The organism is Sphingobacterium chungjuense, from assembly GCF_011316935.1.
Lineage (GTDB): Bacteria > Bacteroidota > Bacteroidia > Sphingobacteriales > Sphingobacteriaceae > Sphingobacterium > Sphingobacterium chungjuense.
Map to the genome: position 1 here is coordinate 47709 of NZ_WLYS01000007.1, position 24315 is coordinate 72023.

A 24315-nucleotide genomic window follows, 5' to 3' on the forward strand; every position below is an offset into this window, starting at 1 on the left:
CATGGCTATAAAAAATAAAACGAGGATGTTTCGGATCATAGCATTGAGCACTTTTCTGCTTTGCTTGGGAATGTCTGCAAACTTTGCTCAAATAAAAAGTACCGTAGATTCGGCATCCTACGAAACGCAGCGCGCGAAAGTAAATAGCCTTTTGGAACAACGGAAACAAAAGTTTGGTGAGTTTGATCAATCCGTGCTTAAAAAATCGGGTGTATTTGGCCTTTTTAAATCGAAGCGCGATATGCAGCAATCCATCGATATCTTGAAAGCGGTGGTGATCAATGACAATCATATTTTCGTGGAAACACAAAAGCTCTTGAGCTTGAAGGATTTTGAGAAAGATCACTATCAACGATTGGCCGATGAATACGACACAAGATCTTCTGCCTATATGCGCACGATTACCAAACTACAGACGGAGAACGAGAAACTGCGCAGCCAAGTGGGCAACTTAGACGAAGAAGATCATCAGAATAACGTGTGGCTTTATCTACTCAGTATTGTCACGCTGGCGCTGATAATCTACATCATTTACCTACAAAAGCGCATTTCTACGGCCAAAAAGTGACGGAACTCTGATAGGTAACATAGGATTAATGGCTAAATTTGTGCGTCCTCTGATAATCGGGGATAGTGGATGAAATGGCGAGACAACGATTAAATAGTGGCAACAATAACGGAGAAGATCTACCTAAGCCAAAATTGAATTTAGATGTGATGAAGAAGGGATACCAAATCTTTAGGTATATCCTGCCTTATCGCGCAAAATTTATCTGGGGGATGGTTTTCTTGATTCTTTCCAGCTTAACGATGTTGACCTTTCCAGCCCTGCTCGGTGCCATGATTGATGCCGCACAAGGAAAACAAAAATACGATTGGCTTCCTGCTAGCATTGTTCAAATTGGACTGATCTCCATGTCCATTCTATTTTTTCAATCGGTCATCTCTTTTTTTCGCATTCGGCTCTTTGTCGAAGTATCCGAAAAAGCGCTATCTACTATTCGCCAAGAAGTATATCATAAACTGATCGCCTTGCCGATGGATTTTTTTGCCAATCGCCGCGTCGGCGAATTGAACAGTCGTATCTCATCCGATCTTTCGCAGATTCAAGACACGATGACTACAACGCTGGCAGAATTACTTCGCCAAACGATTAGTTTGGCATTTGGCGTTGCCCTACTCGTGTTTGTGTCGGCTAAATTGGCTTTGATGAACTTGGCTATTCTACCCATCATCGTACTGACAGGCTTCGTATTTGGAAAATTCATCCGCAAAATATCGAAAGAAACACAGGATAAGTTGGCCGATTCTAATGCCATCGTGCAGGAAACGCTGTCGGGCATTTCGAATGTCAAAGCATTTGTAAACGAATACCGGGAGACCACACGCTATGCCGATAAGTTATGCGAGGTCGTTAGCTTGGCGGTGCGTGGCGCGACTTTTCGTGGTGTTTTTGCTTCTTTTATCATTTTCTGCGTTTTTGGAGCTGCCATAGTCGTCATTTGGTACGGCGCTACATTGGTATCGCAAGGTGACATTACCGTTGGTGATTTGACGACATATATTCTGTATTCCATGTTTGTAGCGGGTTCTATGGGTAGTTTTCCAGAATTATATGCTAACGTACAAAGAGCAGTGGGTGCTAGTGAACGCGTCCTGGAAATATTAACGGAGAAACAAGAAAAATTAGACATCTCTGCCGAGAATAGAGTGATTAAGAAAGTGATTCGTGGAGACGTGACATTCCATAATGTTGGATTTTCCTATCCTACGCGACCGGATATCCAAACGCTGAAAGGCGTGTCATTTCACGTAAGCGCTGGACAGAAATTGGCGATCGTAGGACCAAGCGGTACGGGAAAGTCAACTATTGCTTCGCTAATCTTGCAGTTTTATGATCCCAAGAATGGCACGGTACTCTATGACGGTGCTCCAGCGGAAGATTTTTCGCTCACGGATATCCGTAATCAGGTCGCGATTGTACCGCAAGATGTACTTCTTTTTGGCGGCACGATTGCAGAGAATATTGGTTATGGAAAGCTGGAAGCTGGTATTGACGATATCATTAATGCTGCCAAAAGATCCAATGCGCATGACTTTATCATGAGCTTCCCAGAGGGATATGAAACCATGGTAGGCGAGCGCGGAGTGAAATTATCAGGTGGCCAACGCCAACGAATCGCCATTGCACGGGCTTTATTGAAAGATCCTGCCATCTTGATATTGGATGAAGCTACTTCTTCGTTGGATTCAGAATCCGAACGATTAGTGCAGCTTGCCCTAGAAGAGCTGATGCGCGACCGTACGTCGATTATTATTGCTCACCGATTATCGACTATCCGCGATGCTGATAAGATCCTTGTGATCGAAAATGGCGCCGTTTCCGACTCAGGAACACATCAGGAACTAATGTCCAGATGCCAAGGTCTTTATCATCATTTATATTCGCTACAATCTCTCGACGTTGTGGCAGGTTAAAATTTGTTAATTTCATTTTTCTACAAACCTTTTGGAACATGTCTTGTTTGAAATTTAGAAAACAGATTATTTGATTTTTAAAAGATAGAAAGCATGAAAAATAAGAACGGATTAGTAGCCTTTGCACTTTTAGGTTTAGCAGTAGGTACTGCGGCATATTATCTATTGGGCACAGAAGATGGTAAGAAGCAATTAGACAACGCAAACAAAGGATTGAAGGATCTAACTCGCTCGGTAAAAGAATTATCTAAAAAAGAAGCGAAACGTGCGCGTGAATTCGCAAAAACAGCGAAAGACGATTTAGACGAATTAAGAAGTAAAGCGAAAGATGCCGGTAAAACTGCCATCGATAGAGCAGCGGTCAAAGCCAATGAATGGGCAGACAAAGCTTCTCAAGCAGCTGGAAACGTAAAAGACGTATCGGGCGAATATGCTTCTAAGGCGAAGTCAGAATTAGACAAAGCGTAACATTTTTACGCGACACCACAACTTCTCCTTCATAATCATTACTATCTTTGTAATGTATGAATTTCTTGGAGCAGGTAAAAGTTTTGGTGATAAAAGATATCATGCTGGAGTGGCGCTCTAAAGCCGCCATCAACAGCATCTTATTATACGTCGTATCCACAGTATTTGTATGCTATCAAGCATTCAAATCTGTGGATACGCTCGTTTGGAATGCCCTGTTCTGGATTATACTGCTCTTTGCCTCCATTACAGCGATCTCGCGTGGTTTCACACAGGAAACACAACACAGGTACTTGTATTATTACAGTCTGGTAAATCCCAAAGCACTTGTCTTTTCTAAAATCGTATATAATTCCGTCTTAATGACCTTGATATCTGGGACAGCCTTTGTGGTATACGGTACGATTTTTAAGAGCCCGATTGAAGACTTATTACTCTATTTTACCGCCGTCTTGTTGGGTGCGATTAGTTTTTCTTCTGTATTCACCATGGTATCTGGCATCAGCGCCAAAACGGGCAGTAATAGTACGATCATGGCCATATTGAGTTTTCCGGTCATCATTCCATTACTGATCGTCCTCATCAAACTTTCTTTGCACGCCATACAAGGTGTTGAACGCGCCGCCAGCACCAGCGAGCTATTTGTTTTGATTGCGATTAATGTCATCACGATTGCTATTTCTTTATTGTTATTTCCTTACCTTTGGCGAGATTAAAATCTTGTTTTCTTAAAATAATATGAGAAAAACCTGGTGGAAAATATTGGCGGTAATCATGGTGGGCAGCTCCGTCATAGCCGGATTATTAGGCCCTGTTCCCGAACTCCCTATACTCAACGAAACGATACGCAACGTGTACTATCATGTGCCGATGTGGTTTGCGATGATCTTTCTGTACCTAATCTCTGTCGTATACAGCATTAAATATCTGGGATCATCTGACAGAAAGCACGATTTGATCGCCGTAGAAGCGGTAAACACCGGCATTTTGTTTTGTGGACTTGGTTTGTTGACTGGCATGCTTTGGGGCTATATAACTTGGGGCGACCCTTGGCCCAATGACCCGAAGCTTAATGGTTCTGCTATCGCGACGCTCATGTACCTTGCTTATCTTGTACTGAGAAATGCGTTGGAAGAAGAACAAAAACGCGCTAAAATATCGGCAATCTACAACATCTTCGCCTTTCCGGTGATGATTGTACTCATTTATATATTACCAAAACTGACGGATTCTTTGCACCCAGGCAGCGGCGGTAACTCGACGATTGGCAGTTTGGATATGGACAATTATATGCGTCCGGTATTCTACACTGCAGCCATCGGCTGGATCTTGATTGGTGTTTGGATCGGCACCATGCGATACCGGATTCGATTGATCGAGGAACAAGAAGATACTTTTGATAATTCAGCTGCTTAGCATCTTATGAAAAAACAAATTACGCTAATCGTAGGAATGATGTTGGCGATCATGCAAGCCATGGCGCAACCGGTAGAAATGGCTATTACGCTACGCTCCGAAGGAAAGATTTACATTGTAGTCGCAGTCATGCTGATTATTTTTGTTGGCGTGGCCACCTACCTCTTCACATTGGATCGTCGGGTCGCCAAATTAGAGAAAAGAAAGTAATCCACGTTGCCCATGATCATAAGCCAGCACCGTAATCTATCGGCACTTAATATACTTCTGGTAGCGGTTGTTGGATTAATTCTGTGCTTGGGTGTATTCTTGCAATTGCCGGATAAGCTTGAGCCGATTCTATTTGAGCCAGCACTACATAATCTCATTGGCTTTCAAATTGGCGACCGTCTTCCGCCCTATCTCAATGTGCTTATTACATTGATTCTGACACTCTTTCAAGCATTTCAGCTCAATCGGGTTATTAATTATTATAACTTTCTGGGCAAACCTAGCTTTCTCACGGCACTAATGTTTATGACATTGGTGAGCTTGTTTCTTCCTTTTTTAGTGCTATCACCCACGCTGATCTGCAATTTTTTGACCATTTGGATGCTTTCCAAGCTGTTTAAGATATACAAGCTAAGCAATATACAAGGCCGCATGTTTGATCTAGGCATCATCGTAGCACTAGGGAGCTTAATCTACTTGCCATTTACGATCATGTTATTATTATTGTGGGCAAGTTTGTTGATATTCAGGCCATTTGATTGGAGAGAATGGGTCACGCCTCTGTTGGGATTTATTACGATTTACTTTTTAATCGGAGTTGCCTATTATTGGAATTATCGTTTTGATGATTTTCTGCTCATTTTTTCTCCTTTTACCACACCATTTAGCACTTCGATACACGTAGACTATTACGATCTTATCGCACTGGCGCCCGTCGTGATTGCGATGTTGTTGTTTCTGGGCGTTTTGAAGGATCAATATTTCAAAAGTGTAGTGCACGTACGCAAATCGTTTAAATTGCTGTTTTACATGTTGGTATTAATTGCGGTCTCCTTTTATTTAGATGCCGGCATTACGATTAACCATTTCTTGCTGTGCGTACCACCACTTTCGATCTATCTTGCTTATTATTTCACACACGCAAAAAGCAAATGGATCTATGAATCCGTTTATCTTTTAATAGTTGCTGGTATCATTTGTTCACAATTTCTATAAAAAACTGAGCAACAGTTGTTTAACCTTTTTTAACAAGATAATCAGGCGAATACGTTAAAATTTAAATAGTTTTGTACCAAAATTTCACCTGAAAATGTTCCAAATCGGGGTGGATACCGAGAACACTTAATATAACACGCGTTGAAAAATAGATTTATAAGGGTTGCTTTTTCCATTTTGCTGTCTGGTGGCGCATTATGCCTCATGCCAACAGCTGTTCATGCACAAACGACCACTTCTCATTCTCCTTATTCCCAATTTGGTTTGGGGCAAATGAGAGAAGATTTAACCCCTCAACAACGCTCTATGGGTGGTATTGCTGCCGGATTACGTTATCTTGGAGGAATGCCTACATTAAACGTATCCAACCCAGCTTCTTATTCTGCGATGAATAGAACCATCTTTGATGGTAGTATGTATGGCAACTTCACCCAACTAAGCAAAGGCTCAGGATCTGACAATACGGGAGATTTTGCATTCGGACATATAACCTTTGGTATACCTCTGAAAAAAGCAGGTGGTTTGTCATTTGGTTTATTGCCTTTTTCGGACGTGGGATATAATGCCTATGAAGATCAAAACTTAGGTGATTTGCGGTATCGCAAAAGCATCGCTGGGGAAGGTGGTCTGAACAAAGCATACGTCGGGTACGGTGTCAACTTGCCAATAAAAGGATTGAGTATCGGTGCTAATGCAGGTTATTTGTTTGGAAACCTGACCGACAAAGCGACGGTGGAATTCCCGAATAACGCAGAAATATACAATACAATTCAGACCAACAATCGGTACGTGCGCGGAATAATGCTCGACTATGGTATGCAGTACTTTCGTTCATTGGGTAATCGGATGAGCATGACGATTGGTTATTCCGGAACGCTGAATAATCAAGTGAGAAATGAAACGACTTCTATGGGTACCATCACCGCAGGCGGTGGCAGTGCGCTGGATGCGATTGCGTTGGACACGATTATTAGTCCAGTAAGTTTTGGACAGCGTATTAATCTACCTCTGAAACACAATATCGGTATTACCGTATCGAAAGGATATAACTGGACGGTAGGTGCTGATTTTAAATATGCTGATTGGTCTAACACGCGACAGCCAGCCGGACAAGCACCATTGGGCAAAAATATTGGTGTGGCGCTTGGTGGACAATTTAAGCCAGATCCAACCTCTCCAAAGTACTTGAACATTGTGGATTATAGATTGGGTTTCCGTTACAATCAAACAGAGATAACACTGAATAATAGACGAATCAATGATATGGCGGTTTCTGCTGGCTTTGGTATTCCACTGGCACAGAAAAGCTTTGGTCGTACATTCTCTATGTTGAATATCACGGGAGAATTCGGACAACGTGGTACGCTACAAAACAACTTGGTGCGAGAACGCTATATCAACATTCACTTGGGCTTCACGATCAATGATACGTGGTTTATCCGAGGCAGCATAGACTAACATGATGCGGCCGCTTACATGGCGTAATAGGTTATTCCTTTGGGGATCTGTGCTCGGACTGATATGCTTTAGCGCTTGCGAGAATGATATGCGCGATATTGACCGTATCGCTTCTATCCCAGAAGAAGAGGCGGTGGATGTATCACTCAACGTGACGGTTACCTACAGTGATTCTGCAAAAGTAAAGGCGGTAATGACTGCTCCAGAAATGCGCGTTTATCATGATAGTACCGACAATTCGGAGTTCAAGAAAGGTGTTAAAATCATTTTCTACGACGAGAACCTTCAAGAAACACAACGCATCACTTCTAATTATGCTTTGCTAAGGCAAAGCGAACAACTTACCGAATTTCGCGACAATGTGGTGATCACCAAATCGGATGGATCGGTCATCAAGACAGAAGAACTTTTCTACGACGAGAAAAATCAACGCTATTACAATACGGTTCCTATTATTTTCTTTTTTAGTGACGAACGAGGTAATCAAGCCGCCACTTCCTTTAGTGCTGATGCCAACTTCGTACGCATAGATATGGAATCGCCTACCGGATATTGGATCACGCGAGACAACAATCTATTCCCTACAAGCGGATTTTAAAACCAACACATACTTGATTAAAAATGAGGTTTAATCAAATATATCAATACTGGAAAGTGATCGCTGTATCCATTGATAAACGTGCCCTCAATAAAAGTGCGTAGCGGATAACCTTTATTGCTTCGTGCTCGTCGCCCTAATTTACCTTCCTGATCTACTAAAAATGGTTTATTAAACACTTCTGCCTTCCAATAACGTAATCCATCGGTATCTTTTCGCAACAGGCTTTGAGATAGTATAATCTGGTCAAACATATTCCAACCACCTTGGTAAGCGAGTGAACCTGCGCCCTTTTCTAACAGTTGCCACATCGGATTATACAGTCCACCATCCGAGACATCGCTTACATTTTTTTTAGCGTCAAGCACTTTACGCACGCTGACGTCACTCGGATCGTCATTGAGGTCACCCATAAATATAATTTTTGCCAGTGGATCATTTTGCTGCAGTGAATCGATCACATGTCGTGTAATTACAGCTGCTGCCTCTCGAAGATAAGAGGATTTACTACCTCCAAAGCGTGATGGCCAATGCGCGACAATAAAATGTACATCCTCGTCGGCCATCTTGCCTGAAACCAATAGCTGGTCGCGCGATCGATAAGCAGATTCGTCTGCCAAATGAAAAGGATAAACTCGCGAAGAAGTAACCTGAAACAATCTAGGATTATACAATAAAGCGACATCGATCCCACGACGATCTGGCGAATCGTACTGCACAATCTGATAGTGCATATCTGCCATATCAGGTTGTGAAATCAGATCTTCCAATACTTTCCGATTTTCAATTTCTGCAACACCTAGTACCTCCGGTCCCACCGGACTATGTTCTCGCGCGATCTGACTAATAGCGTAAGCCATATTGTGTAGCTTCTTCTGGTACTTTTCTGGAGTCCAGCGCAATTTGCCTTTTGGTGTAAATTCATCATCACCTGCATTAGTAGGATCATCGTCTGTATCAAATAAATTTTCCAAATTATAGAATGCGGCAGCGTAAACACGATACTGCTTAGATTGCGCCTTGCCCGTAAATGCTTGTCCGTAAATGCAAAACAGAAAAGGCAGTACGACCCAGTCACTTTGTATCTTTATTTTATTCATTGCTTCATGCTATTAATTATCTGGCGTCAGGATGATCGGCGGACCGCCGCTTGTATCAGTAGACTGTGCTGTAATTCGAATATTGTCTAACCGGAAACCAACAGTGTTCGCTGTTCCAAGAGATATAAATTCTATAGACAAGTTTTCTCTTGCAGGAATACCTTCAAGCACCACCGTGCGATACGCATTGTTATCATCAGCTGCGCTGGAGATAGGAACGCTTGGCACATCCATAGCGACTCCATTTACTATGACTTGAATAACGTTGAGATTATCATTGCTATTTATTGCCAAAAAGAAGGATTGACGCGCTGTTTAACCTGATTGGGAATAGTTGGAAAAAAGACAAAACCTGTTTCTCTTTCCAACTCCGCTACCGATATGCTGTGCTGTGTAAAATCGTTATTTATTGGCTGTACATTGTCTAACCTATATGCAATAGTCTCGTACGTATTGCGCGTTCGAGCGGCAATCGCTTTGTAGTAATATTTAGGTCTAGCCACGCGGGCACCAGTATTGTCAGTTACAAACTCGACAACTGGATCAGCGGTGCTGGTAGCCATCGCACCAGTGACGACATAAAGCGTATCGGTACGATTGATCCAAGTGCGAACACGATTTTCTAAATTTGCCCACAATCCTTGGTTCAGCCGCGAGTGTTGTGGCGTCATATTAGAAAAGTAAAATGTGGTGGCATTGGCTTGGGTACTCACCGTGCGATCGGCACTCGGGATTTGATGACCACGATCCGTATTTGCTATCCCAAATCCCCTAAATAAATTAGACTGAAATGCCATATTGATAAGCGGATCAAATCCCCACGCATCCGATCGGCCTGATGTACCGAGATAGGACGCATGCAATGGATATGCGACCCAATACGCCATTTTGTATTCGGTATCATAAAGCAAAGAATAATTGCGTACTGTGGGATTTCCTGGCATCATATGAGTCACATAAAGAGCGCGGGGTGTGCCCTGCGGAATTTCTGGAGTTTCGAAGTAAATTCGAGGTGGCGCTGGATTTACAATTTCTTCTCCGCCGCCCAACACAATATCATACTCGTAGCGATATCCTTGTTGGAATACGCTGTCGGTGGGTAGTTCCCAGCGGTATTCTCTTCCGTTCGCTAAGGTGAACACGAACTGCTGCGCGTTTGTCACTCTTTGCGGAAAGATAGTTACCTCTAATAATCGACTAAACGCACCACGTTCTGTGAGCAGTGGTTGGATGTCTTGAATGGAGTTGCTCGCGGTGGAGAGCACTTCGTCTCTGAAATCATAAAATCCCCCTGTTCGCATACCGCGTAGTGCGACCCGAATACCCTGCATCGATATACCAGCAGACCCGCTGATATTAATATGTATCTTCGCCAACTGCCTTTCAAAGACCAATTGTGGAGATGGTAACACACTAGAAACAGATGATAAGTTACTAGAAACCATGAAATCTAGATCTGCTTGTCTCCTTTGGTCACTTAAATCGATATCGAATCGGTAGTCTGACAATTGCCGGCGATAAGGATGGTAAGCCATGATATCGATACGCTGTCCGGCCGGATATTGAACCGATAAGTCCTCGGAGCGAAATAGGCCATTTCCGTTGGTCACGAAACGCTTATTGTCAATCCCAGACACTATATTGTTCACTTCGATGGGATTTTCAGAACGCTTTGCAAAGACACCAATATCTTGACTTTGCCCTAATCCTACCGCTGCTTGTTGTGGCATCACTGCTCTTACCTCCGTACCGAATTGCATCTCTTGCTGTAGTGATGCATTATCAGACTTAGAACATGATACTAGCGCGATAGACACGAGTAATAAGCAGAAATAAACACGCATGTTAAGTTTTATAAATGGTAAGTAAGCACCTGATTTTGAAATGAAATTTACATCACAATTAAATTAATAAAATAACTTAAAAGCAAATATAGTTCTATATTCTTTTCTACCGTTTAAGAAAATATTACGCTAGTGTTAACTATTTATAACCTACTCAATAGATTGTCTTTAGTCTTGCGACGAAAATGCAGAAAAGTCGGATGAGGCATATACAGCACTGTATGATACATGGACAAAAAAAGGCTCAGGCTTCGTTCATATAATTCGTTCATAAAATTTGATAGTCTCAGAGAATTGACAATAGGAAAGTTAATCATCGAAAACCGGTTAGAATATCGGGCTAAAATGTTTTTGATGACAGGATTGATTTTTTAATAAAAATTGTATCTTGCGCCTTGTTTTCAAGAAACAGATAAAAAGAGTATTAAAATCAAGCAATTAACAACATCAAATAGATAGATATGGGATTAATGAGCTATTTACGAAGCCGTGCAGGCTTAGTGATATTCGTTATTGGATTAGCAATTGTAGCATTTTTGTTAGGCGACGTCATCAATTATGGGACACCATTTTGGATGAAAAGCCAAAACGAAGTCGGTAGTGTAAATGGAGAAGGTATCGATTACCAGACCTTCAACGTGCAAGTAGATCAGGCAGTAGCGGGATTTCAGCAGCAAATGGGCGGCGGTAGCTCCCCACAAATGCGTAGCTATGCCGTACAACAAGTATGGAATCAGTATATCTCTGAAGAATTACTAAAACAAGAAATTGAGAAAATCGGTATTACCGTCGGTAAAGATGAATTGAACAGTTTGGTGTTTGGCGAAAATCCATCTTTGCAAATCATACAGCAATTTACTAACCCGCAAACAGGTCAGTTTGACAAAAATCAAGTGGCGATGGTAAGTAGCGAAGCGAAAAATAACCCTGAGTTAGCAGCTCAATGGGAAGCTTTGCTCGAAGGTATTCGTGCGCAACGCCTCAATGAAAAATACTCAAATCTGGTATCGAACAGCATTTATACGACAGCGCTAGAAGCAGAGCAAGAACATAGCTCTCGCAATAAAATTGCGAACTTCAAGTATGTGATGTTGGATTACGCTTCTGTAAAAGATGCAGAAATCAAATTATCCGATAGCGACTACAAAGAATACTACGATAAAAGAAAGAAATCATTCCGGAACACCGAAGAGGTTCGCTCATTAGAGTACATCACTTTTGATGCACGACCAACAGCAGCTGATACAGCGATGATCATTTCTGAAATCAATCAATTAAAATCAGATTTGCAAAACTCCACTACGGAAGAGCAATTTGTAGCAAGCACTTCTGAGACAAAATACCCAGTTCGTTATTATAGCCGCAACCAACTAAATCCTGCATTGGATTCCGTCGTTTTCAATGCCACTAGTGGTACCGTAGTTGGTCCATTCTTGAGTGGCAATGTTTACGAAATCGCTAAAGTATTGGATACTAAATTTAGCCCTGACTCGGTGGAAGCAAGTCACATCTTGTTAAATCCAGTAGCTGAAGGTGGCGTAGAGAAAGCAAAAGTAAAAGCAGACTCTATCAAGCAATTAATTCAACGTGGCGAGAGCATTGCTGGTTTAGCGGTGGAATTTAGCGTGGACGAAGGCAGTAAAGTAAATGGCGGAAGTCTAGGTACATTCACACGTGGCCGTATGGTGCCTGCTTTTGAAGAAGCAGCATTTAGTGGCAAAGCAGGCGATGCGGTTGTCGTAGAATCAGACTTCGGTGTACACGTCATCAAAATCGAGCGCCAAGTTGGTAATTCTAAAATCGCGAAAACAGCGATTATTGATAAAGCAATCGTAGCAGGTCGTGCAACACAAGATGCTGCTTATGCAAAAGCTAATGCCTTCTACTCGGAAGCAGATAAGAAAAACTTTAAGGAAGTGGCTAGCAAACACGGCTTGAACGTAGAAACGTCTGCGCGCACATTGGCAATGGATGGTACATTAAACGGAACTGAAGTACCACGTGAGTTGTTGCGTTGGGCATTCGGAGCTAAAAAAGACGAAATTTCAGATAAAGTATACGAATCTGATAGCCACTACATTGTAGCTCGGGTAACCGGTATTCAAGAAAAAGGCATTCAACCACTAGAAGCTGTAAAAAGCGAAATCGAACCAGCGGTTCGCAACATGGTAAAAGCTAGAATGCTGAAAGAGAAAATGAACAATGCTATTAGCGGTTCGTCATCTATCGATCAGATTGCACAAAAAGTAAATAAAAACGTACAAACAGTAGAAAACGTTGTATTTGCTAATCCAGTAATTCCTGGAATTGCATTGGAGAATGCTGTAGTTGGTACCGTATTTGGCTTGCAGCCAAACAAACCATCTGCTGCTATCGAAGGCAATCAAGGAGTTTATGCAGTACAAGTAATTGGCTTCGTAAATCCAAAAGCATTGTCTGGTGACGATTTGAACAAGCAACAACGTCAGATGATGACGACAAATACGCAACGTGCTTGGGGTGGTATCTTTAGAGCACTACAAGACAATGCGAAGATTGATGACAATCGCATTAGATTCTATTAGGATATAATAACTAGATTTGTAGCTGGGCATATAGTATATGTCCAGCTTTTTTTATTTTTAAAATGATGGAGATACAAGAAACTATTGTAAATAAGGTCGCTCAGAGCGGTTTGATGACCGTAGATCTTGCTCAATTTGCACCACAAGAAGATATCATCACGTATGATATCAAAGACAACCTTTTTCACGGTTTGATCTTAAAAGAAAAGGATTTCCGCGATTTTATTAAAAACAATGATTGGTCGGTGTATAGCGATAAGCACATCGGCATTATTTGCTCTACGGATGCCATCGTACCTACCTGGGCATACATGTTATTGTCTACCAAGCTTACACCTATTGCGGCGTCAGTACATTTCGGAGATGCAGAAAGTGTGCGCGGTAACTTGTTCCGCGATTTGTTGACTAACTTAGATTACAGCAAATACGAAGATCAACGCGTTGTGGTAAAAGGATGTGGTGATATCCCTATTCCGACAGAAGCTTTCGTCGCTTTTACCGGAAAAATGACTCAAATTGCTAAAAGTGTCATGTATGGTGAGCCTTGTTCGACCGTCCCTGTCTTCAAACGAAAATCTTAAACCATACTATCATCAGCAGGTCTAAAAAACTATGAGAAGAACGTTAACCACTTTTGTTTTAACCTGCCTGATAGCCACACTGTCTTTTGCGCAGCAACTTCCTTACTTGCCAGAATCTACTTTTCAGGGTGGCGAAAAATTGCGCTATAAATTGAAGTATGGGATTTTAAGCGCAGCTTCCGCCTATCTACAGGTGAGCGATTCAAACTTAAAATTTGGGCCAGACCCAACTTTTCGCTTATTTGCTAGTGGAGCCACATCGGGCGCATTCTCCTTGTATACGGTTAAAAACAAATATGAATCGTATATCAACAAACGAACCTACCTACCCTATCTCTATGTTGAAAACATTCAAGAAGGCAGCTATAGTAGAGAAGAGTATGCATCATTCGATCATAAAAACCACACGGTAACCGGCAAAAAAGGCACTTTCAAAAGTAGCAAACCACAATTCTTTGACTTAGTATCCGCCTATTATTTTGCGCGAAATCTTGACTTTTCCAAACTCAAAAAAGGCGATAAGTTCGACATCAACTACTTCCTGAGTAGTGGCATTTCCGAGCTAAGCGTAGAGTACATTGGTGTTGAGAAAATTAAAACCGCGCTTGGCACACTAGAATGTATCAAGTTAAGTCCAGAGATATCGCCAGGTCGTATTTTCAAAAAGGATAGTAAACTGTATCTTTGGGTCACAAATGATGGAAACAGAATCCCGGTGAAAGCCCATGTAGAGATTCTGATCGGATCAGTGACGTTAGAATTGGTAAGTGCCGAAGGTTTAAAATACAAATTGGGACAGCGCGCCAGCTATTCAAAATAATAAGACCATGATTGAAGTAGGTAATGTCCTCGTAAATGAAGATGTAATCAACAATGACTTCGTTTGCAACCTCAACAAATGCAAAGGAATCTGTTGTGTCGAAGGTGATTCGGGTGCGCCCCTGCTCGCCCGTGAAATAGATATACTCCAAGAGATCTATCCGAAGGTAAAGCCTTATATGACTGAAAAAGGCATTGAAGCCGTAGAACAGCAAGGCACACACGTCGTGGACATGGATGGCGATCTTACTACCACCTGTGTTGATGGTAATAAAGAGTGTGCGTATGTGATGTGGGAAAATGGCATGACCAAGTGCGCGATCGAAAAAGCACATGAAGATGGTATAGTAGATTGGAAAAAACCGATTTCCTGCCACCTGTATCCGATTCGTACCACCCATTATCCATCATTCGATGTCTTAAACTACGACCGCTGGTCCATCTGTAGCGACGCCTGTACTTTCGGTCAGGAACTGGGTGTGCCAGTGTACAAATTTCTCAAAGATCCACTCATCAGAGTATACGGTGAAGCATGGTACGAAGAGTTGGAAAATGCGGTAAATTCTAACGTATAATTTTTAGTATTTTTACCGTAGAACTGTAACCGTTAAACAATTATTATTCGGTTTTATAACCTATTCATGCTAACACTTGACGTAATACAAGAGCCCATTGCTGAACATTTAAAACGCTTTGAAAAAACATTCAAAGCATCCATGCAAAGTTCGGTACCACTATTGGATCGGGTCACTCAATATATCCTCAAAAGAAAAGGAAAACAAATGCGACCGATGTTCGTTTTCCTTTCCGCGGGACTTACCGGAAGCATCACAGAATCGACCTACCGAGGCGCGTCTTTGGTAGAATTATTGCATACCGCATCATTGGTACACGATGACGTAGTCGATGATGCTTACGAGCGTCGCGGATTTTTCTCGGTCAACGCCTTGTGGAAAAACAAAGTAGCCGTTTTAGTAGGCGATTTCTTGTTGTCAAAAGGGATGTCTTTGTCGGTGAAGCACGATGAGCTCAACTTGCTCAAAATCATGTCGGATGCCGTAGAAGAAATGAGTGAAGGTGAACTATTACAAATTGAAAAAGCACGTAAGCTAGACATCAAAGAGCCGATATATTTTGAAATTATCCGAAAGAAAACAGCTTCATTGATTGCTTCATGTTGCGCTTGTGGTGCTTCATCTGCCGACGCATCTGAAGAGACGATCAAAAGATTACATCTCTTTGGTGAGAAAGTGGGCATCGCTTTTCAGATCAAGGATGATCTGTTTGACTTTGGTGTAGATGATGTAGGCAAGCCCGTCGGCAACGATGTGAGGGAAAAGAAAATGACGCTCCCATTGATATTAGCTTTACAAGAAACGGATTCTAAGGAGAAAAGAAGGATCATCAACCTGGTGAAAAACCATAATGAAGATCGTGATAAAATTGCAGAAGTGGTTGAGTTTGTGCGCAGCAGCAATGGTTTGGAGATGGCCACAGAACGAATGCTACAGTATCAACAGGAAGCATTTGATATCTTAGCAGAATTTCCAGACAGTGTGTACAAGACCGGGCTGGAGCAATTAGTGCGATACACGACAGAACGTAATAAATAACTATGAGCCACGAGTTGCTTTTTTTTGGAGGATTTATACTTTTCATTATCCTCATGTTAGCTATCGATCTAGGTTTGTTTGCCAAAGGCAACAAACCGATCAGCTTAAAATCTGCCACCATTATGAGTTTGGTGTGGATCTCTTTCGCATTGGGTTTTGGCCTCATTCTCTATTTCTGGGGACACGAACTGCATAGCATCGTCGATATGGCAACGCTGAAAGACGTGGTTCATCGGCATTCCCACAATATTGAAATCGTAGAAAACAGCTTCGAGCAGAGCATTGCGATATACAATCGCAACCTGAGCTTAGAATACCTCACCGGTTATGTGGTAGAGTATGCGCTCTCGGTTGATAATATCTTTGTGATGGTGTTGCTGTTCTCCTCCTTTGGTATTCCTGAAAAATATTACCACAAAATCTTAGTTTGGGGTATTATTGGAGCGATCTTATTGCGTTGTATCTTCATTTTTATTGGTGCAGCATTGATCGCTAAGTTTGGCTGGATTCTTTATCTGTTTGGCGCATTTTTGGTCTATACAGGCGTGATGATGTACATCAAACGCAATGAGGAAGAAGAAGTTGACCCTAAAGGCCATCCCGTCGTAAAGTTTGCTTCCAAATACTTTAAGGTAACGCACGAAACAGAGAGTGGTAACTTCTTCGACATCAAAAATGGGGTGCGCTACATGACGCCATTATTTTTGGTCTTGTTGGTCATCGAGTTCACCGATTTGATCTTCGCCGTAGACTCCATCCCTGCGATTTTCTCCGTCACGCAAGATCCGTACATCGTATTCTTCTCCAATATCTTCGCGGTATTAGGGTTGCGTTCCATGTTCTTCCTACTGGTCAATATCATTCACAAGTTTCATTACCTAAAGGTTGGATTGGCTTTCTTACTCGTATTTATCGGTGTAAAGATGTTGCTACACGATTGGTTGCACAGTTGGGGATTCGAAACTGTTCACTCGTTGATCATTATCATTGGTATATTGGCTATCAGCATTATAGCGTCGCTGATGTTTCCGAAAAAGGTAGAAGGTGATCCGATGAGTAGGCCGTAATAGCTATTTATAGTTTCGTTCATAATGTATAAATTCGTGCTGATTACTAAACACGACTAAACCATGAACGTAAACAAATCGATTGTACTGTCGCTAGGTCTATTTATAGGCGCATTAGGCGTACAGGCACAAGACAATCTGATCAATTCTATCAAGGGCAATGCGAGTGAAAACAGCAAAGCTGCTTTTCAATTTACCGATGTCATTAATCTGGAAAATACGCCAATCAGAGATCAAGGATCTACAGGTACTTGCTGGTCTTACTCCGGAAACTCGTTTTTGGAGTCGGAAATGATCCGTATGGGCAAAGCACCAGTAGAGATTTCGCAAATCTATACCGCACGCCAAACTTATATCGAAAAAGCGAAAAACTACGTGAGACTACACGGCGATCAAGCGCAAGGTGAAGGTGGTCAAGTGCATGACGTATTGACGATCTTCAAAAAGTATGGCGCCGTTCCGAAGGAAGTGTATAGCGGCTTGCAAGAAGGTCAGACACGGAATAATTTTGGTGAAATGACGCCGATTTTGCACAACATGACCGAGAATGTGGCAAAGTCTATAAAACCCAATCCGCACTGGCTTCAAGCTTATACTGGCGTATTGGATGCCTACTTAGGCAAAGTTCCTGAAAACTTCAACTACCAAGGCAAAAACTATACGCCGCGCACCTTTGCCGATCAGGTTATTGGTATCAAACCGGTAGATTACGTAGCGATCTCTTCTTTTGAGGCATATCCTTACTATGAATCTTTCGTGTTATTGATTCCTGATAACTGGTCTTTCGAAAGTTTCCACAATGTACAAATCAATGATTTGACAGATATAATCGATCAAGCACTTAGCAAAGGTTTTACCGTAGCTTGGGCTACGGATGTATCAGAGAAGAGTTTTAGCTGGCGCAATGGCGTGGCGTATGTACCTGAGAAAGCAGTAGAGTCGATGAGCGCCTCGGAGCAAGCTGAAATGTTTAACGGCCCAAAAGCAGAACCAACCATCACTCCTGCACAGAGACAGGCAGCATTTGACGATTATTCCACTACAGACGATCACGGTATGCATATCGTTGGCATGGTAAAAGATCAAAATGGCAAAGAATATTACACCGTTAAAAACTCTTGGGGCGAGTCTAACGACTACAAAGGTTATATGTATGTAACCAAGGAGTTTGTACGTTACAAGACCATTTCGCTATTGCTACACAAAGATGGTATTGGCAATGCGATGAAAAAGAAACTGAGCATCTAAATAAGGTTATCAGAATATAATAATACCTGAAAAAGGCAAGATAGCAAGCGCTATCTTGCCTTTTTTGTAGAATTCAGAGTTGAGTCAGTTTTCCGCACAACATTTTCACAGCATAAATAGAGAATTATTTTCTTTTTAAATATATTTTTTATACCTTGAAGACACAATAATTCGCACTAACTTAAGCGGAAATAGCCCAGCAATGCTTTTTCATTGCAGATCAAAGGGAAAGAATAACCGATTATACCATGTACTATCGTGCATAGTACCTGTCTAAAAACCTGTTTTATGAAGAGATTCAATTTATTATTTGTCCTGTTTTTTGCCGTACAGCATATCTTTGCACAAGACTATGTGGATGTAGCAAAAATATCTTATTCCTCTACGCAGATTAACTACCAAGGACAGGATGCCAGTTCACGTATGAATGCATTCGACGCTATGTTTCTTTCGCCATTGCAGATCGCGCCCGCCACACACGTATTGGTGGGAGGAGATTTCAATCTCCGAAGTTTAGAGTTGAATAACAATGCCACGGACAATACTTTTTACAATGCGATGCTACGACTTGGGATATCAAAAGTGTTCAACCAAGAGTGGAACGGCTACATTGCTGCTTTACCAAAGTTTGCTTCCGATTACGACAGTAATTTTGGATCCTCCTTTATGATCGGTGGCTTAGCGATGTTGAAACGGGTCAGAAGTGAAAACCTAACTTGGAAAGTCGGTCTCTATGGTTCACAAGAAGCCTATGGATTTTTTGGAACACCTATTTTAGGAATTTTCTACCGCACTCCAGACGATAAGTTAACTATTGATGCCTCGCTACCGCTATGGGCAGACGCTAATTATGCATTGAACAATAAAAAAACGACCAGTGTAGGCTTAGATTTCGTAGCGATCCGCAGAAGTTTCTTTATGGGTCGGGATAACGTAGATCAGCGATATGTTGAAAACAACGAAATCAGTTTTACGCCCTATTTTCAATATGCAGCATTAGATTCTAAACTATTGCTACGATTGAAAGCCGGTTATTCAGCCACCGACTTTGGCCTCTACGCTGTTAACGACAACAAGATGACGGCTATTTCAGCCATAAACATCAACGACGACCGGACACGGCTTAATCAAGATATACGAGGTGGATTACAAATAAAGATCGAAGCGACTATACGACTTGGTTCTAAAAGATAAACGACTTGGTTCTAAAAGATAAATCGTTACTTGTAGAAGAACCTTTTATATTGCTGCGCCTTGAGCCGATTTATGCACGTACTTCTTTTTCAACAGCAGCGATGTGATCCACACGATCAACAACACCGCGATAATGATCATATTAATTGTAGTTAGTTTTCCAAAAAAATTATTGAGTGAATGAAACGCGGCAACGGCCAGCAGGGAGTTTGTCGCATCCGCAACCTTACCTATACCCCAGCTGCCTAGCACCAATATTCCAAAAAACATCAGATTCGAACTCGTAAACTCCAAATTGAGATGCCACAAGAACCATAGGGTTGCTACTAGGAGGATGTTTACGAACTCCGGAAGTGGTTTCAGTTCGCGCTGCAAGAATCCACGCCAACCAATTTCTTCCAATAATCCATATACGAGAATGGTAAAAATGGCATATCCCGAAAGAGTGCCTTTTATATAATATTCAGCCGTTAAGATTAAAGCAATGGAAAGCACCCAAAACAATAAAAAGGGAAAAGTAAGCTTGCGATAATTCCCTTGTAAAGTTAGTTGCATCTTAATGCCGAATAACGCAAATACGGTAAAAGCTCCGACCGCAGGTCCTGCTCCTTGTAGCACCGCTTTTAGAAAATCATTGTGCACGCCGTCTAAGATTGCAGTCTTATTAGTCAGGTAGCGCAAAGCAACTGCTATCACGAAAAAGACAACAATAGCTAGATAATTAACTTTATTTTTCACAAGTTGAGGTATTAAGATGTGATTTGTAGATTTTATGATACTCTCGACTTGATCTCTTTGTTTAGATTACCAACCTGGACCATCAGAAGACCAATTTGCATCACACCACCACATGCCACCGCGATTAAAGCATAGTTCTTTTGTTTTATGGCGAGATAAATTAATGTTACACTAGCCACTAGCATGACCACCGCAAAGCCTAAAAGAATGCCTGCAGTTTTTTTCTTCTTCTGGATCAATTCTTCCAGGCTATAATCCTTCAATTTTTTACTCATTCTTATCTGGTTAATTAGGGTTTGATTGGCATCAAATAGCAAACAGACGGATAGAAATTTTGCGATCACATCGAATCGTTGTCTGCAAATAAATACCTTTGCACAAAGGTCTATTTTATTAATCAACATTGCAATAAGTCAGAAATTTATGACCACACCTATTGAAGTCGTCGATACAAAGCCCTGCCCGGCAAGTCAGTTGCTCAAATCACTGTCTGGAAAATGGAAACCGGAGCTATTTCGATTGTCCCTAACGTCGAATTTGAGATTTAGCACCTTGTTGCATCAACTTCCGCAAGCCAGCAAGCAATCTATCTCTGCTGCGCTTCGCGATTTACAATCGGATGGCTTACTCGCACGCGTTATCTTACAAGAAAAACCACTTCGGGTAGAATATCAACTAACAGACAAAGGAAAATCACTCGCGCCAGCGCTGACTCAGATAGAAAGTTTGGTGTTGGAGGGGGAGTAATAAAAAAGGTCTGAATGATAGCTCATTCAGACCTTTTAGCATTTGGACACCTCCGCTAAGACCTTATTTAATCTCTTTGAAAGGCAAATTCATATTTTGGAACATAAATGCCCATTTGTCTACTTGCTCAGCAATCACCATTTCGGTTGACTTTCCGGCACCGTGTCCGGCCTTCGTTTCAATACGAATTAAGACAGGATTATCACCTTTATGGTATTCCTGCAAGCGCGCAGCAAACTTAAATGAATGCGCAGGCACCACGCGATCATCATGATCTGCCGTCATCACCATCGTAGCCGGATAGGCCGTATTCGCCTTCAATGCATGGTAAGGTGAATATTTGTGTAAGTAAGAAAACATCTCTTCACTATCTTCTGCGGTACCATAATCAAAGGCCCAACCTGCACCAGCCGTAAACTTGTTGTAACGCAACATATCCAACACGCCCACAGCTGGGAAAGCCACTTTGAATAATTCTGGACGCTGCGTCATCGCTGCACCAACCAACAAGCCACCGTTAGAACCGCCTGCAATCGCTAAACGTTCTGATGACGTGAATTTCTCGTTAACCAAGTATTCTGCTGCCGCAATAAAATCATCAAATACATTTTGCTTTTGCAATTTTGTACCTGCCAGATGCCATTTCTCTCCATATTCACCGCCACCACGCAGATTAGCCACGGCAAATACTCCGCCTTGCTCCAACAACAAGATATTGCTCGTACTGAATGAAGGAGTCAGGCTAATATTGAAACCGCCATATCCATACAATAAGGTTGGATTAGTACCATCTAATTTTAAACCTTTTTTATGCGTAATGATCATCGGCACTTTCGTACCATCTTTTGAAGTATAGAATACCTGCTTCGACTCATATTTATCTGCATCGAACAATACCCCCGAACGTCTGTACTCTTCCGATTTACCTGCTTCAATATCGTACTTGAAGATCGTTCCCGGATCTACATACGACGTAAAAGAATAATACAAGGTCTTGTCATCTCGTTTTGCACCAAAACCTCCTGCTGTTCCTACACCTGGTAGATCGATTTCTCTTTCCAGCTTTCCGCTGCGATCAAACTGCTTAACCAATGACGTCGCATCTTTCAAATAGTTGGCAAAGATCTTTCCACCACCAGTAGAAGGTTGCAACACTTGCTCTGTTTCAGGAATCACATCTACCCAAGCAGCTGTTCCCGGATTAGCGAAGTCAACAGAAACTACACGACCATTTGGCGCATTTAGTTCCGTGTAGATAAAGAGCTTTGTGCCGTCATTATCGATCACCGAATGATTCTTTTCCATATTATCCACGATCGGCACAAACTTCGCCGCAGGATCTGTCAGATCTTTAATGTACAAAGCATTGCCCGACGTGGTGTTAGCAGCGCTGGCAATCAGGAAACGGTCGTCTTCCGACACACCGCCAGAAATATACCGACGCGGAAAGGTCGATCCACCCAAGATCAACTCATCATCCGCTTGCGGCGTATTCAATTTATGGAAGAATAACTTGTGTTGATCCGTCATCGCAGAAAGCGCCGAGCCATCTTTTGGTTTGTCGTAGCTGCTGTAGTAGAAACCTTCATTGCCTCGCCAAGATAAGCCTGAGAATTTGACATTGATTAAGGTATCGCCTACCACCGATTTGTCAGCAGCATTCAATACGATCACCTTGCGCCAATCTGATCCGCCTTCCGAGATTTGGTAAGCGACCAACGACCCATCTTTGCTAAAGCTCACGCCTGCTAATGAAGTCGTGCCATCTTCCGAGAATTTGTTCGGATCCAAAAACACTTCTTCCTTGTCCTTCTCGTCCTTTTTGCGGTACAGTACGTACTGATTTTGCAACCCGTCGTTTTTATAGAAATACGTAAAATCTCCTTCTTCAAAAGGCGCTGTTACCTTTTCAAAATCCCACAATTTCTGCAAACGCTCACGCATGGCTTCGCGAAATGGAATCTGACTTAAGTAGTCATTGGTCACTTCATTCTCGGCGATCACCCAAGCCTTCGTCTTGTCCGACAAATCATCTTCCAACCACCGATACGGATCTTCTACCGTCGTACCAAAGTATACATCTTGCTGATCCGTTTTCTCCGTTTGCGGATAGGGCTTCAAAGCAATGCTTTCTGCTGGCGCAATTTCTTTGGATTCATTACAAGCTACGAATGCCAAGGAAACGACCACGTAACCAAATCTTTTATTTACTATCATATTTTAGCTGTTTGTGCGAAAAAATAAATATACTAACATAATATAAAATTTAGGTAATTTCGTCGTTATGTCCACGAAAACCAAAGTGTATTTTGCCTCAGACTTCCATTTAGGAGCCTATCCACTCTCGGCATCCAAGCTTCGGGAAAAACGTATTGTCTCTTGGCTTGACCATATCAAACAGGATGCAAAAGCGCTTTATCTGATGGGCGACATCTTTGATTTCTGGTTTGAATACAAGACCGTGACGCCCAAAGGTTACATTCGTTTTTTGGGCAAATTAGCCGAATTGGCCGATTTGGGCATCCCGATCACCTTCTTCAAGGGCAATCATGATATGTGGATGTTCGGTTATCTTAAAGAAGAATTGAACGCCACTATTATCGACAACGAACACGTGATCAAATTAGATGGAAAACGTTTCTACCTGCATCATGGCGATGGATTGGGACCAGGCGATCGGAAATATAAATTCCTTAAGAAAATATTCCGCAGCCCGCTTTGTCAATGGCTATTTGCGCGCCTGCATCCAAACTTGGGGATCGGCATTGCGACATTGTGGTCCAAACAAAGTCGACTGGCCAGTGGCGAGAATGATGGATTTTTGGGGGAGGACAAAGAATGGCTATATCAATACGCTTCTTCTCTAGAAAAAACCGATCATCACGATTACTACATCTTTGGCCATCGTCATCTTCCCTACGATTTACCCATCGGAAATCAGAGTAGGATCATCAACTTGGGCGAATGGGTGAATTATGAAACTTACGCCACGTGGGATGGTCAGGAATTGACTTTACACAACTGGAAAGCTCATTAAGGCTTCGAAGATCGTTGCTCCATTATTCAGTCTTTAATATCTTCGACCACACCTTAAAGCAAAGTTTTTTAAGTACTTTTGTGCACTTTACAGTAATGCAGCAGGATCGGGCAGCCCACATTTCGTTGGCTTACATCAG

Annotated in this window: 25 protein-coding genes; 19 read left to right on the forward strand and 6 right to left on the reverse strand. The window is 42.0% G+C overall.

Annotated features, from left to right (window positions below):
• The first annotated feature begins 25 nt into the window (after positions 1 to 25).
• The 9 genes from GKO22_RS14725 to lptC all read left to right on the forward strand — a co-directional run bounded on the left by GKO22_RS14725 (position 26) and on the right by lptC (position 7624).
• Complete coding sequence (locus tag GKO22_RS14725; RefSeq protein ID WP_166336349.1) at positions 26 to 568, forward strand: hypothetical protein; 543 nt, start codon at positions 26 to 28, stop codon at positions 566 to 568.
• A 74-nt stretch (positions 569 to 642) separates the two neighbouring features.
• On the forward strand, positions 643 to 2478 hold the full coding sequence (locus GKO22_RS14730) for an ABC transporter ATP-binding protein (RefSeq protein WP_166336351.1): 1836 nt from the start codon (positions 643 to 645) through the stop codon (positions 2476 to 2478).
• A 93-nt stretch (positions 2479 to 2571) separates the two neighbouring features.
• Complete coding sequence (locus GKO22_RS14735; RefSeq protein ID WP_166336353.1) at positions 2572 to 2946, forward strand: YtxH domain-containing protein; 375 nt, start codon at positions 2572 to 2574, stop codon at positions 2944 to 2946.
• Between the two features lie 56 nt (positions 2947 to 3002).
• Complete coding sequence (locus GKO22_RS14740; protein ID WP_166336355.1) at positions 3003 to 3662, forward strand: heme exporter protein CcmB; 660 nt, start codon at positions 3003 to 3005, stop codon at positions 3660 to 3662.
• A gap of 22 nt (positions 3663 to 3684) precedes the next feature.
• Positions 3685 to 4362: a cytochrome c biogenesis protein CcsA gene (ccsA, locus tag GKO22_RS14745; protein WP_116776875.1), complete on the forward strand. Its 678-nt coding sequence runs from the start codon at positions 3685 to 3687 to the stop codon at positions 4360 to 4362.
• 6 nt (positions 4363 to 4368) lie between these two features.
• Positions 4369 to 4572: a CcmD family protein gene (locus GKO22_RS14750; protein WP_166336357.1), complete on the forward strand. Its 204-nt coding sequence runs from the start codon at positions 4369 to 4371 to the stop codon at positions 4570 to 4572.
• Positions 4573 to 4584: 12 nt separating this feature from the next.
• Complete coding sequence (locus GKO22_RS14755) at positions 4585 to 5568, forward strand: DUF6427 family protein (protein WP_166336359.1); 984 nt, start codon at positions 4585 to 4587, stop codon at positions 5566 to 5568.
• Positions 5569 to 5709: 141 nt separating this feature from the next.
• Entirely contained in the window at positions 5710 to 7026 is a 1317-nt protein-coding gene (locus GKO22_RS14760) for a hypothetical protein (RefSeq protein WP_166336361.1), read from the forward strand.
• A gap of 1 nt (position 7027) precedes the next feature.
• Entirely contained in the window at positions 7028 to 7624 is a 597-nt protein-coding gene (lptC, locus tag GKO22_RS14765) for an LPS export ABC transporter periplasmic protein LptC (protein ID WP_166336363.1), read from the forward strand.
• A gap of 17 nt (positions 7625 to 7641) precedes the next feature.
• On the opposite strand, the gene GKO22_RS14770 is transcribed toward lptC, so the two are convergent.
• From GKO22_RS14770 to GKO22_RS14780, 3 genes are read right to left on the reverse strand one after another with little or no spacing between them, the layout of a single operon-like run.
• Positions 7642 to 8724, reverse strand: coding sequence for an endonuclease/exonuclease/phosphatase family protein (locus GKO22_RS14770; protein ID WP_166336365.1), 1083 nt, complete (start codon positions 8722 to 8724; stop codon positions 7642 to 7644).
• A 12-nt stretch (positions 8725 to 8736) separates the two neighbouring features.
• Positions 8737 to 8958: a hypothetical protein gene (locus GKO22_RS14775; RefSeq protein ID WP_166336367.1), complete on the reverse strand. Its 222-nt coding sequence runs from the start codon at positions 8956 to 8958 to the stop codon at positions 8737 to 8739.
• 50 nt (positions 8959 to 9008) lie between these two features.
• Entirely contained in the window at positions 9009 to 10568 is a 1560-nt protein-coding gene (locus GKO22_RS14780; protein WP_166336369.1) for a DNA/RNA non-specific endonuclease, read from the reverse strand.
• A gap of 461 nt (positions 10569 to 11029) precedes the next feature.
• On the opposite strand from GKO22_RS14780, the gene GKO22_RS14785 reads away from it, so the two are divergent.
• The 8 genes from GKO22_RS14785 (at position 11030) to GKO22_RS14820 (ending at position 19654) form a co-directional block, all read left to right on the forward strand.
• Complete coding sequence (locus GKO22_RS14785; RefSeq protein ID WP_166336371.1) at positions 11030 to 13132, forward strand: peptidylprolyl isomerase; 2103 nt, start codon at positions 11030 to 11032, stop codon at positions 13130 to 13132.
• A gap of 65 nt (positions 13133 to 13197) precedes the next feature.
• Positions 13198 to 13713: a DUF2480 family protein gene (locus tag GKO22_RS14790; protein WP_166336547.1), complete on the forward strand. Its 516-nt coding sequence runs from the start codon at positions 13198 to 13200 to the stop codon at positions 13711 to 13713.
• A gap of 31 nt (positions 13714 to 13744) precedes the next feature.
• The gene (locus tag GKO22_RS14795; RefSeq protein ID WP_166336373.1) at positions 13745 to 14533 is read left to right on the forward strand and encodes a DUF3108 domain-containing protein; all 789 of its coding nucleotides are present in this window, start codon (positions 13745 to 13747) and stop codon (positions 14531 to 14533) included.
• 7 nt (positions 14534 to 14540) lie between these two features.
• On the forward strand, positions 14541 to 15107 hold the full coding sequence (locus GKO22_RS14800) for a DUF3109 family protein (RefSeq protein WP_166336375.1): 567 nt from the start codon (positions 14541 to 14543) through the stop codon (positions 15105 to 15107).
• Between the two features lie 66 nt (positions 15108 to 15173).
• Positions 15174 to 16145, forward strand: a complete 972-nt coding sequence (locus GKO22_RS14805) for a polyprenyl synthetase family protein (protein WP_166336377.1) — start codon at positions 15174 to 15176, stop codon at positions 16143 to 16145.
• A gap of 2 nt (positions 16146 to 16147) precedes the next feature.
• Positions 16148 to 17212, forward strand: a complete 1065-nt coding sequence (locus tag GKO22_RS14810) for a TerC/Alx family metal homeostasis membrane protein (protein ID WP_166336379.1) — start codon at positions 16148 to 16150, stop codon at positions 17210 to 17212.
• A gap of 63 nt (positions 17213 to 17275) precedes the next feature.
• The gene (locus GKO22_RS14815) at positions 17276 to 18460 is read left to right on the forward strand and encodes a C1 family peptidase (protein WP_166336381.1); all 1185 of its coding nucleotides are present in this window, start codon (positions 17276 to 17278) and stop codon (positions 18458 to 18460) included.
• A gap of 288 nt (positions 18461 to 18748) precedes the next feature.
• Positions 18749 to 19654, forward strand: coding sequence for a hypothetical protein (locus tag GKO22_RS14820; protein ID WP_166336383.1), 906 nt, complete (start codon positions 18749 to 18751; stop codon positions 19652 to 19654).
• A 45-nt stretch (positions 19655 to 19699) separates the two neighbouring features.
• Here GKO22_RS14820 and GKO22_RS14825 read toward each other — a convergent pair whose 3' ends face one another.
• Positions 19700 to 20392, reverse strand: coding sequence for a CPBP family intramembrane glutamic endopeptidase (locus tag GKO22_RS14825; RefSeq protein WP_166336385.1), 693 nt, complete (start codon positions 20390 to 20392; stop codon positions 19700 to 19702).
• Positions 20393 to 20424: 32 nt separating this feature from the next.
• Positions 20425 to 20667: a hypothetical protein gene (locus GKO22_RS14830; protein ID WP_166336387.1), complete on the reverse strand. Its 243-nt coding sequence runs from the start codon at positions 20665 to 20667 to the stop codon at positions 20425 to 20427.
• 148 nt (positions 20668 to 20815) lie between these two features.
• On the opposite strand from GKO22_RS14830, the gene GKO22_RS14835 reads away from it, so the two are divergent.
• Entirely contained in the window at positions 20816 to 21139 is a 324-nt protein-coding gene (locus tag GKO22_RS14835; protein WP_166336389.1) for a winged helix-turn-helix transcriptional regulator, read from the forward strand.
• A 63-nt stretch (positions 21140 to 21202) separates the two neighbouring features.
• On the opposite strand, the gene GKO22_RS14840 is transcribed toward GKO22_RS14835, so the two are convergent.
• A complete protein-coding gene (locus tag GKO22_RS14840; RefSeq protein WP_166336391.1) occupies positions 21203 to 23356 on the reverse strand; it encodes a prolyl oligopeptidase family serine peptidase in 2154 nt (717 codons plus the stop codon).
• Between the two features lie 67 nt (positions 23357 to 23423).
• On the opposite strand from GKO22_RS14840, the gene GKO22_RS14845 reads away from it, so the two are divergent.
• Positions 23424 to 24176, forward strand: a complete 753-nt coding sequence (locus GKO22_RS14845) for a UDP-2,3-diacylglucosamine diphosphatase (protein ID WP_166336393.1) — start codon at positions 23424 to 23426, stop codon at positions 24174 to 24176.
• Positions 24177 to 24315: the final 139 nt, after the last annotated feature.

Coding starts and splice junctions, on each gene's coding strand:
- GKO22_RS14725 (WP_166336349.1), top strand. CDS start 26: ATGTTTCGGATCATAGCATTGAGCACTTTTCTGCTTTGCTTGGGAATG.
- GKO22_RS14730 (WP_166336351.1), top strand. CDS start 643: ATGGCGAGACAACGATTAAATAGTGGCAACAATAACGGAGAAGATCTA.
- GKO22_RS14735 (WP_166336353.1), top strand. CDS start 2,572: ATGAAAAATAAGAACGGATTAGTAGCCTTTGCACTTTTAGGTTTAGCA.
- GKO22_RS14740 (WP_166336355.1), top strand. CDS start 3,003: ATGAATTTCTTGGAGCAGGTAAAAGTTTTGGTGATAAAAGATATCATG.
- ccsA (WP_116776875.1), top strand. CDS start 3,685: ATGAGAAAAACCTGGTGGAAAATATTGGCGGTAATCATGGTGGGCAGC.
- GKO22_RS14750 (WP_166336357.1), top strand. CDS start 4,369: ATGAAAAAACAAATTACGCTAATCGTAGGAATGATGTTGGCGATCATG.
- GKO22_RS14755 (WP_166336359.1), top strand. CDS start 4,585: ATGATCATAAGCCAGCACCGTAATCTATCGGCACTTAATATACTTCTG.
- lptC (WP_166336363.1), top strand. CDS start 7,028: ATGATGCGGCCGCTTACATGGCGTAATAGGTTATTCCTTTGGGGATCT.
- GKO22_RS14770 (WP_166336365.1), bottom strand. CDS start 8,724: ATGAATAAAATAAAGATACAAAGTGACTGGGTCGTACTGCCTTTTCTG.
- GKO22_RS14775 (WP_166336367.1), bottom strand. CDS start 8,958: ATGGATGTGCCAAGCGTTCCTATCTCCAGCGCAGCTGATGATAACAAT.
- GKO22_RS14780 (WP_166336369.1), bottom strand. CDS start 10,568: ATGCGTGTTTATTTCTGCTTATTACTCGTGTCTATCGCGCTAGTATCA.
- GKO22_RS14785 (WP_166336371.1), top strand. CDS start 11,030: ATGGGATTAATGAGCTATTTACGAAGCCGTGCAGGCTTAGTGATATTC.
- GKO22_RS14790 (WP_166336547.1), top strand. CDS start 13,198: ATGGAGATACAAGAAACTATTGTAAATAAGGTCGCTCAGAGCGGTTTG.
- GKO22_RS14795 (WP_166336373.1), top strand. CDS start 13,745: ATGAGAAGAACGTTAACCACTTTTGTTTTAACCTGCCTGATAGCCACA.
- GKO22_RS14800 (WP_166336375.1), top strand. CDS start 14,541: ATGATTGAAGTAGGTAATGTCCTCGTAAATGAAGATGTAATCAACAAT.
- GKO22_RS14805 (WP_166336377.1), top strand. CDS start 15,174: ATGCTAACACTTGACGTAATACAAGAGCCCATTGCTGAACATTTAAAA.
- GKO22_RS14810 (WP_166336379.1), top strand. CDS start 16,148: ATGAGCCACGAGTTGCTTTTTTTTGGAGGATTTATACTTTTCATTATC.
- GKO22_RS14815 (WP_166336381.1), top strand. CDS start 17,276: ATGAACGTAAACAAATCGATTGTACTGTCGCTAGGTCTATTTATAGGC.
- GKO22_RS14820 (WP_166336383.1), top strand. CDS start 18,749: ATGAAGAGATTCAATTTATTATTTGTCCTGTTTTTTGCCGTACAGCAT.
- GKO22_RS14830 (WP_166336387.1), bottom strand. CDS start 20,667: ATGAGTAAAAAATTGAAGGATTATAGCCTGGAAGAATTGATCCAGAAG.
- GKO22_RS14835 (WP_166336389.1), top strand. CDS start 20,816: ATGACCACACCTATTGAAGTCGTCGATACAAAGCCCTGCCCGGCAAGT.
- GKO22_RS14840 (WP_166336391.1), bottom strand. CDS start 23,356: ATGATAGTAAATAAAAGATTTGGTTACGTGGTCGTTTCCTTGGCATTC.
- GKO22_RS14845 (WP_166336393.1), top strand. CDS start 23,424: ATGTCCACGAAAACCAAAGTGTATTTTGCCTCAGACTTCCATTTAGGA.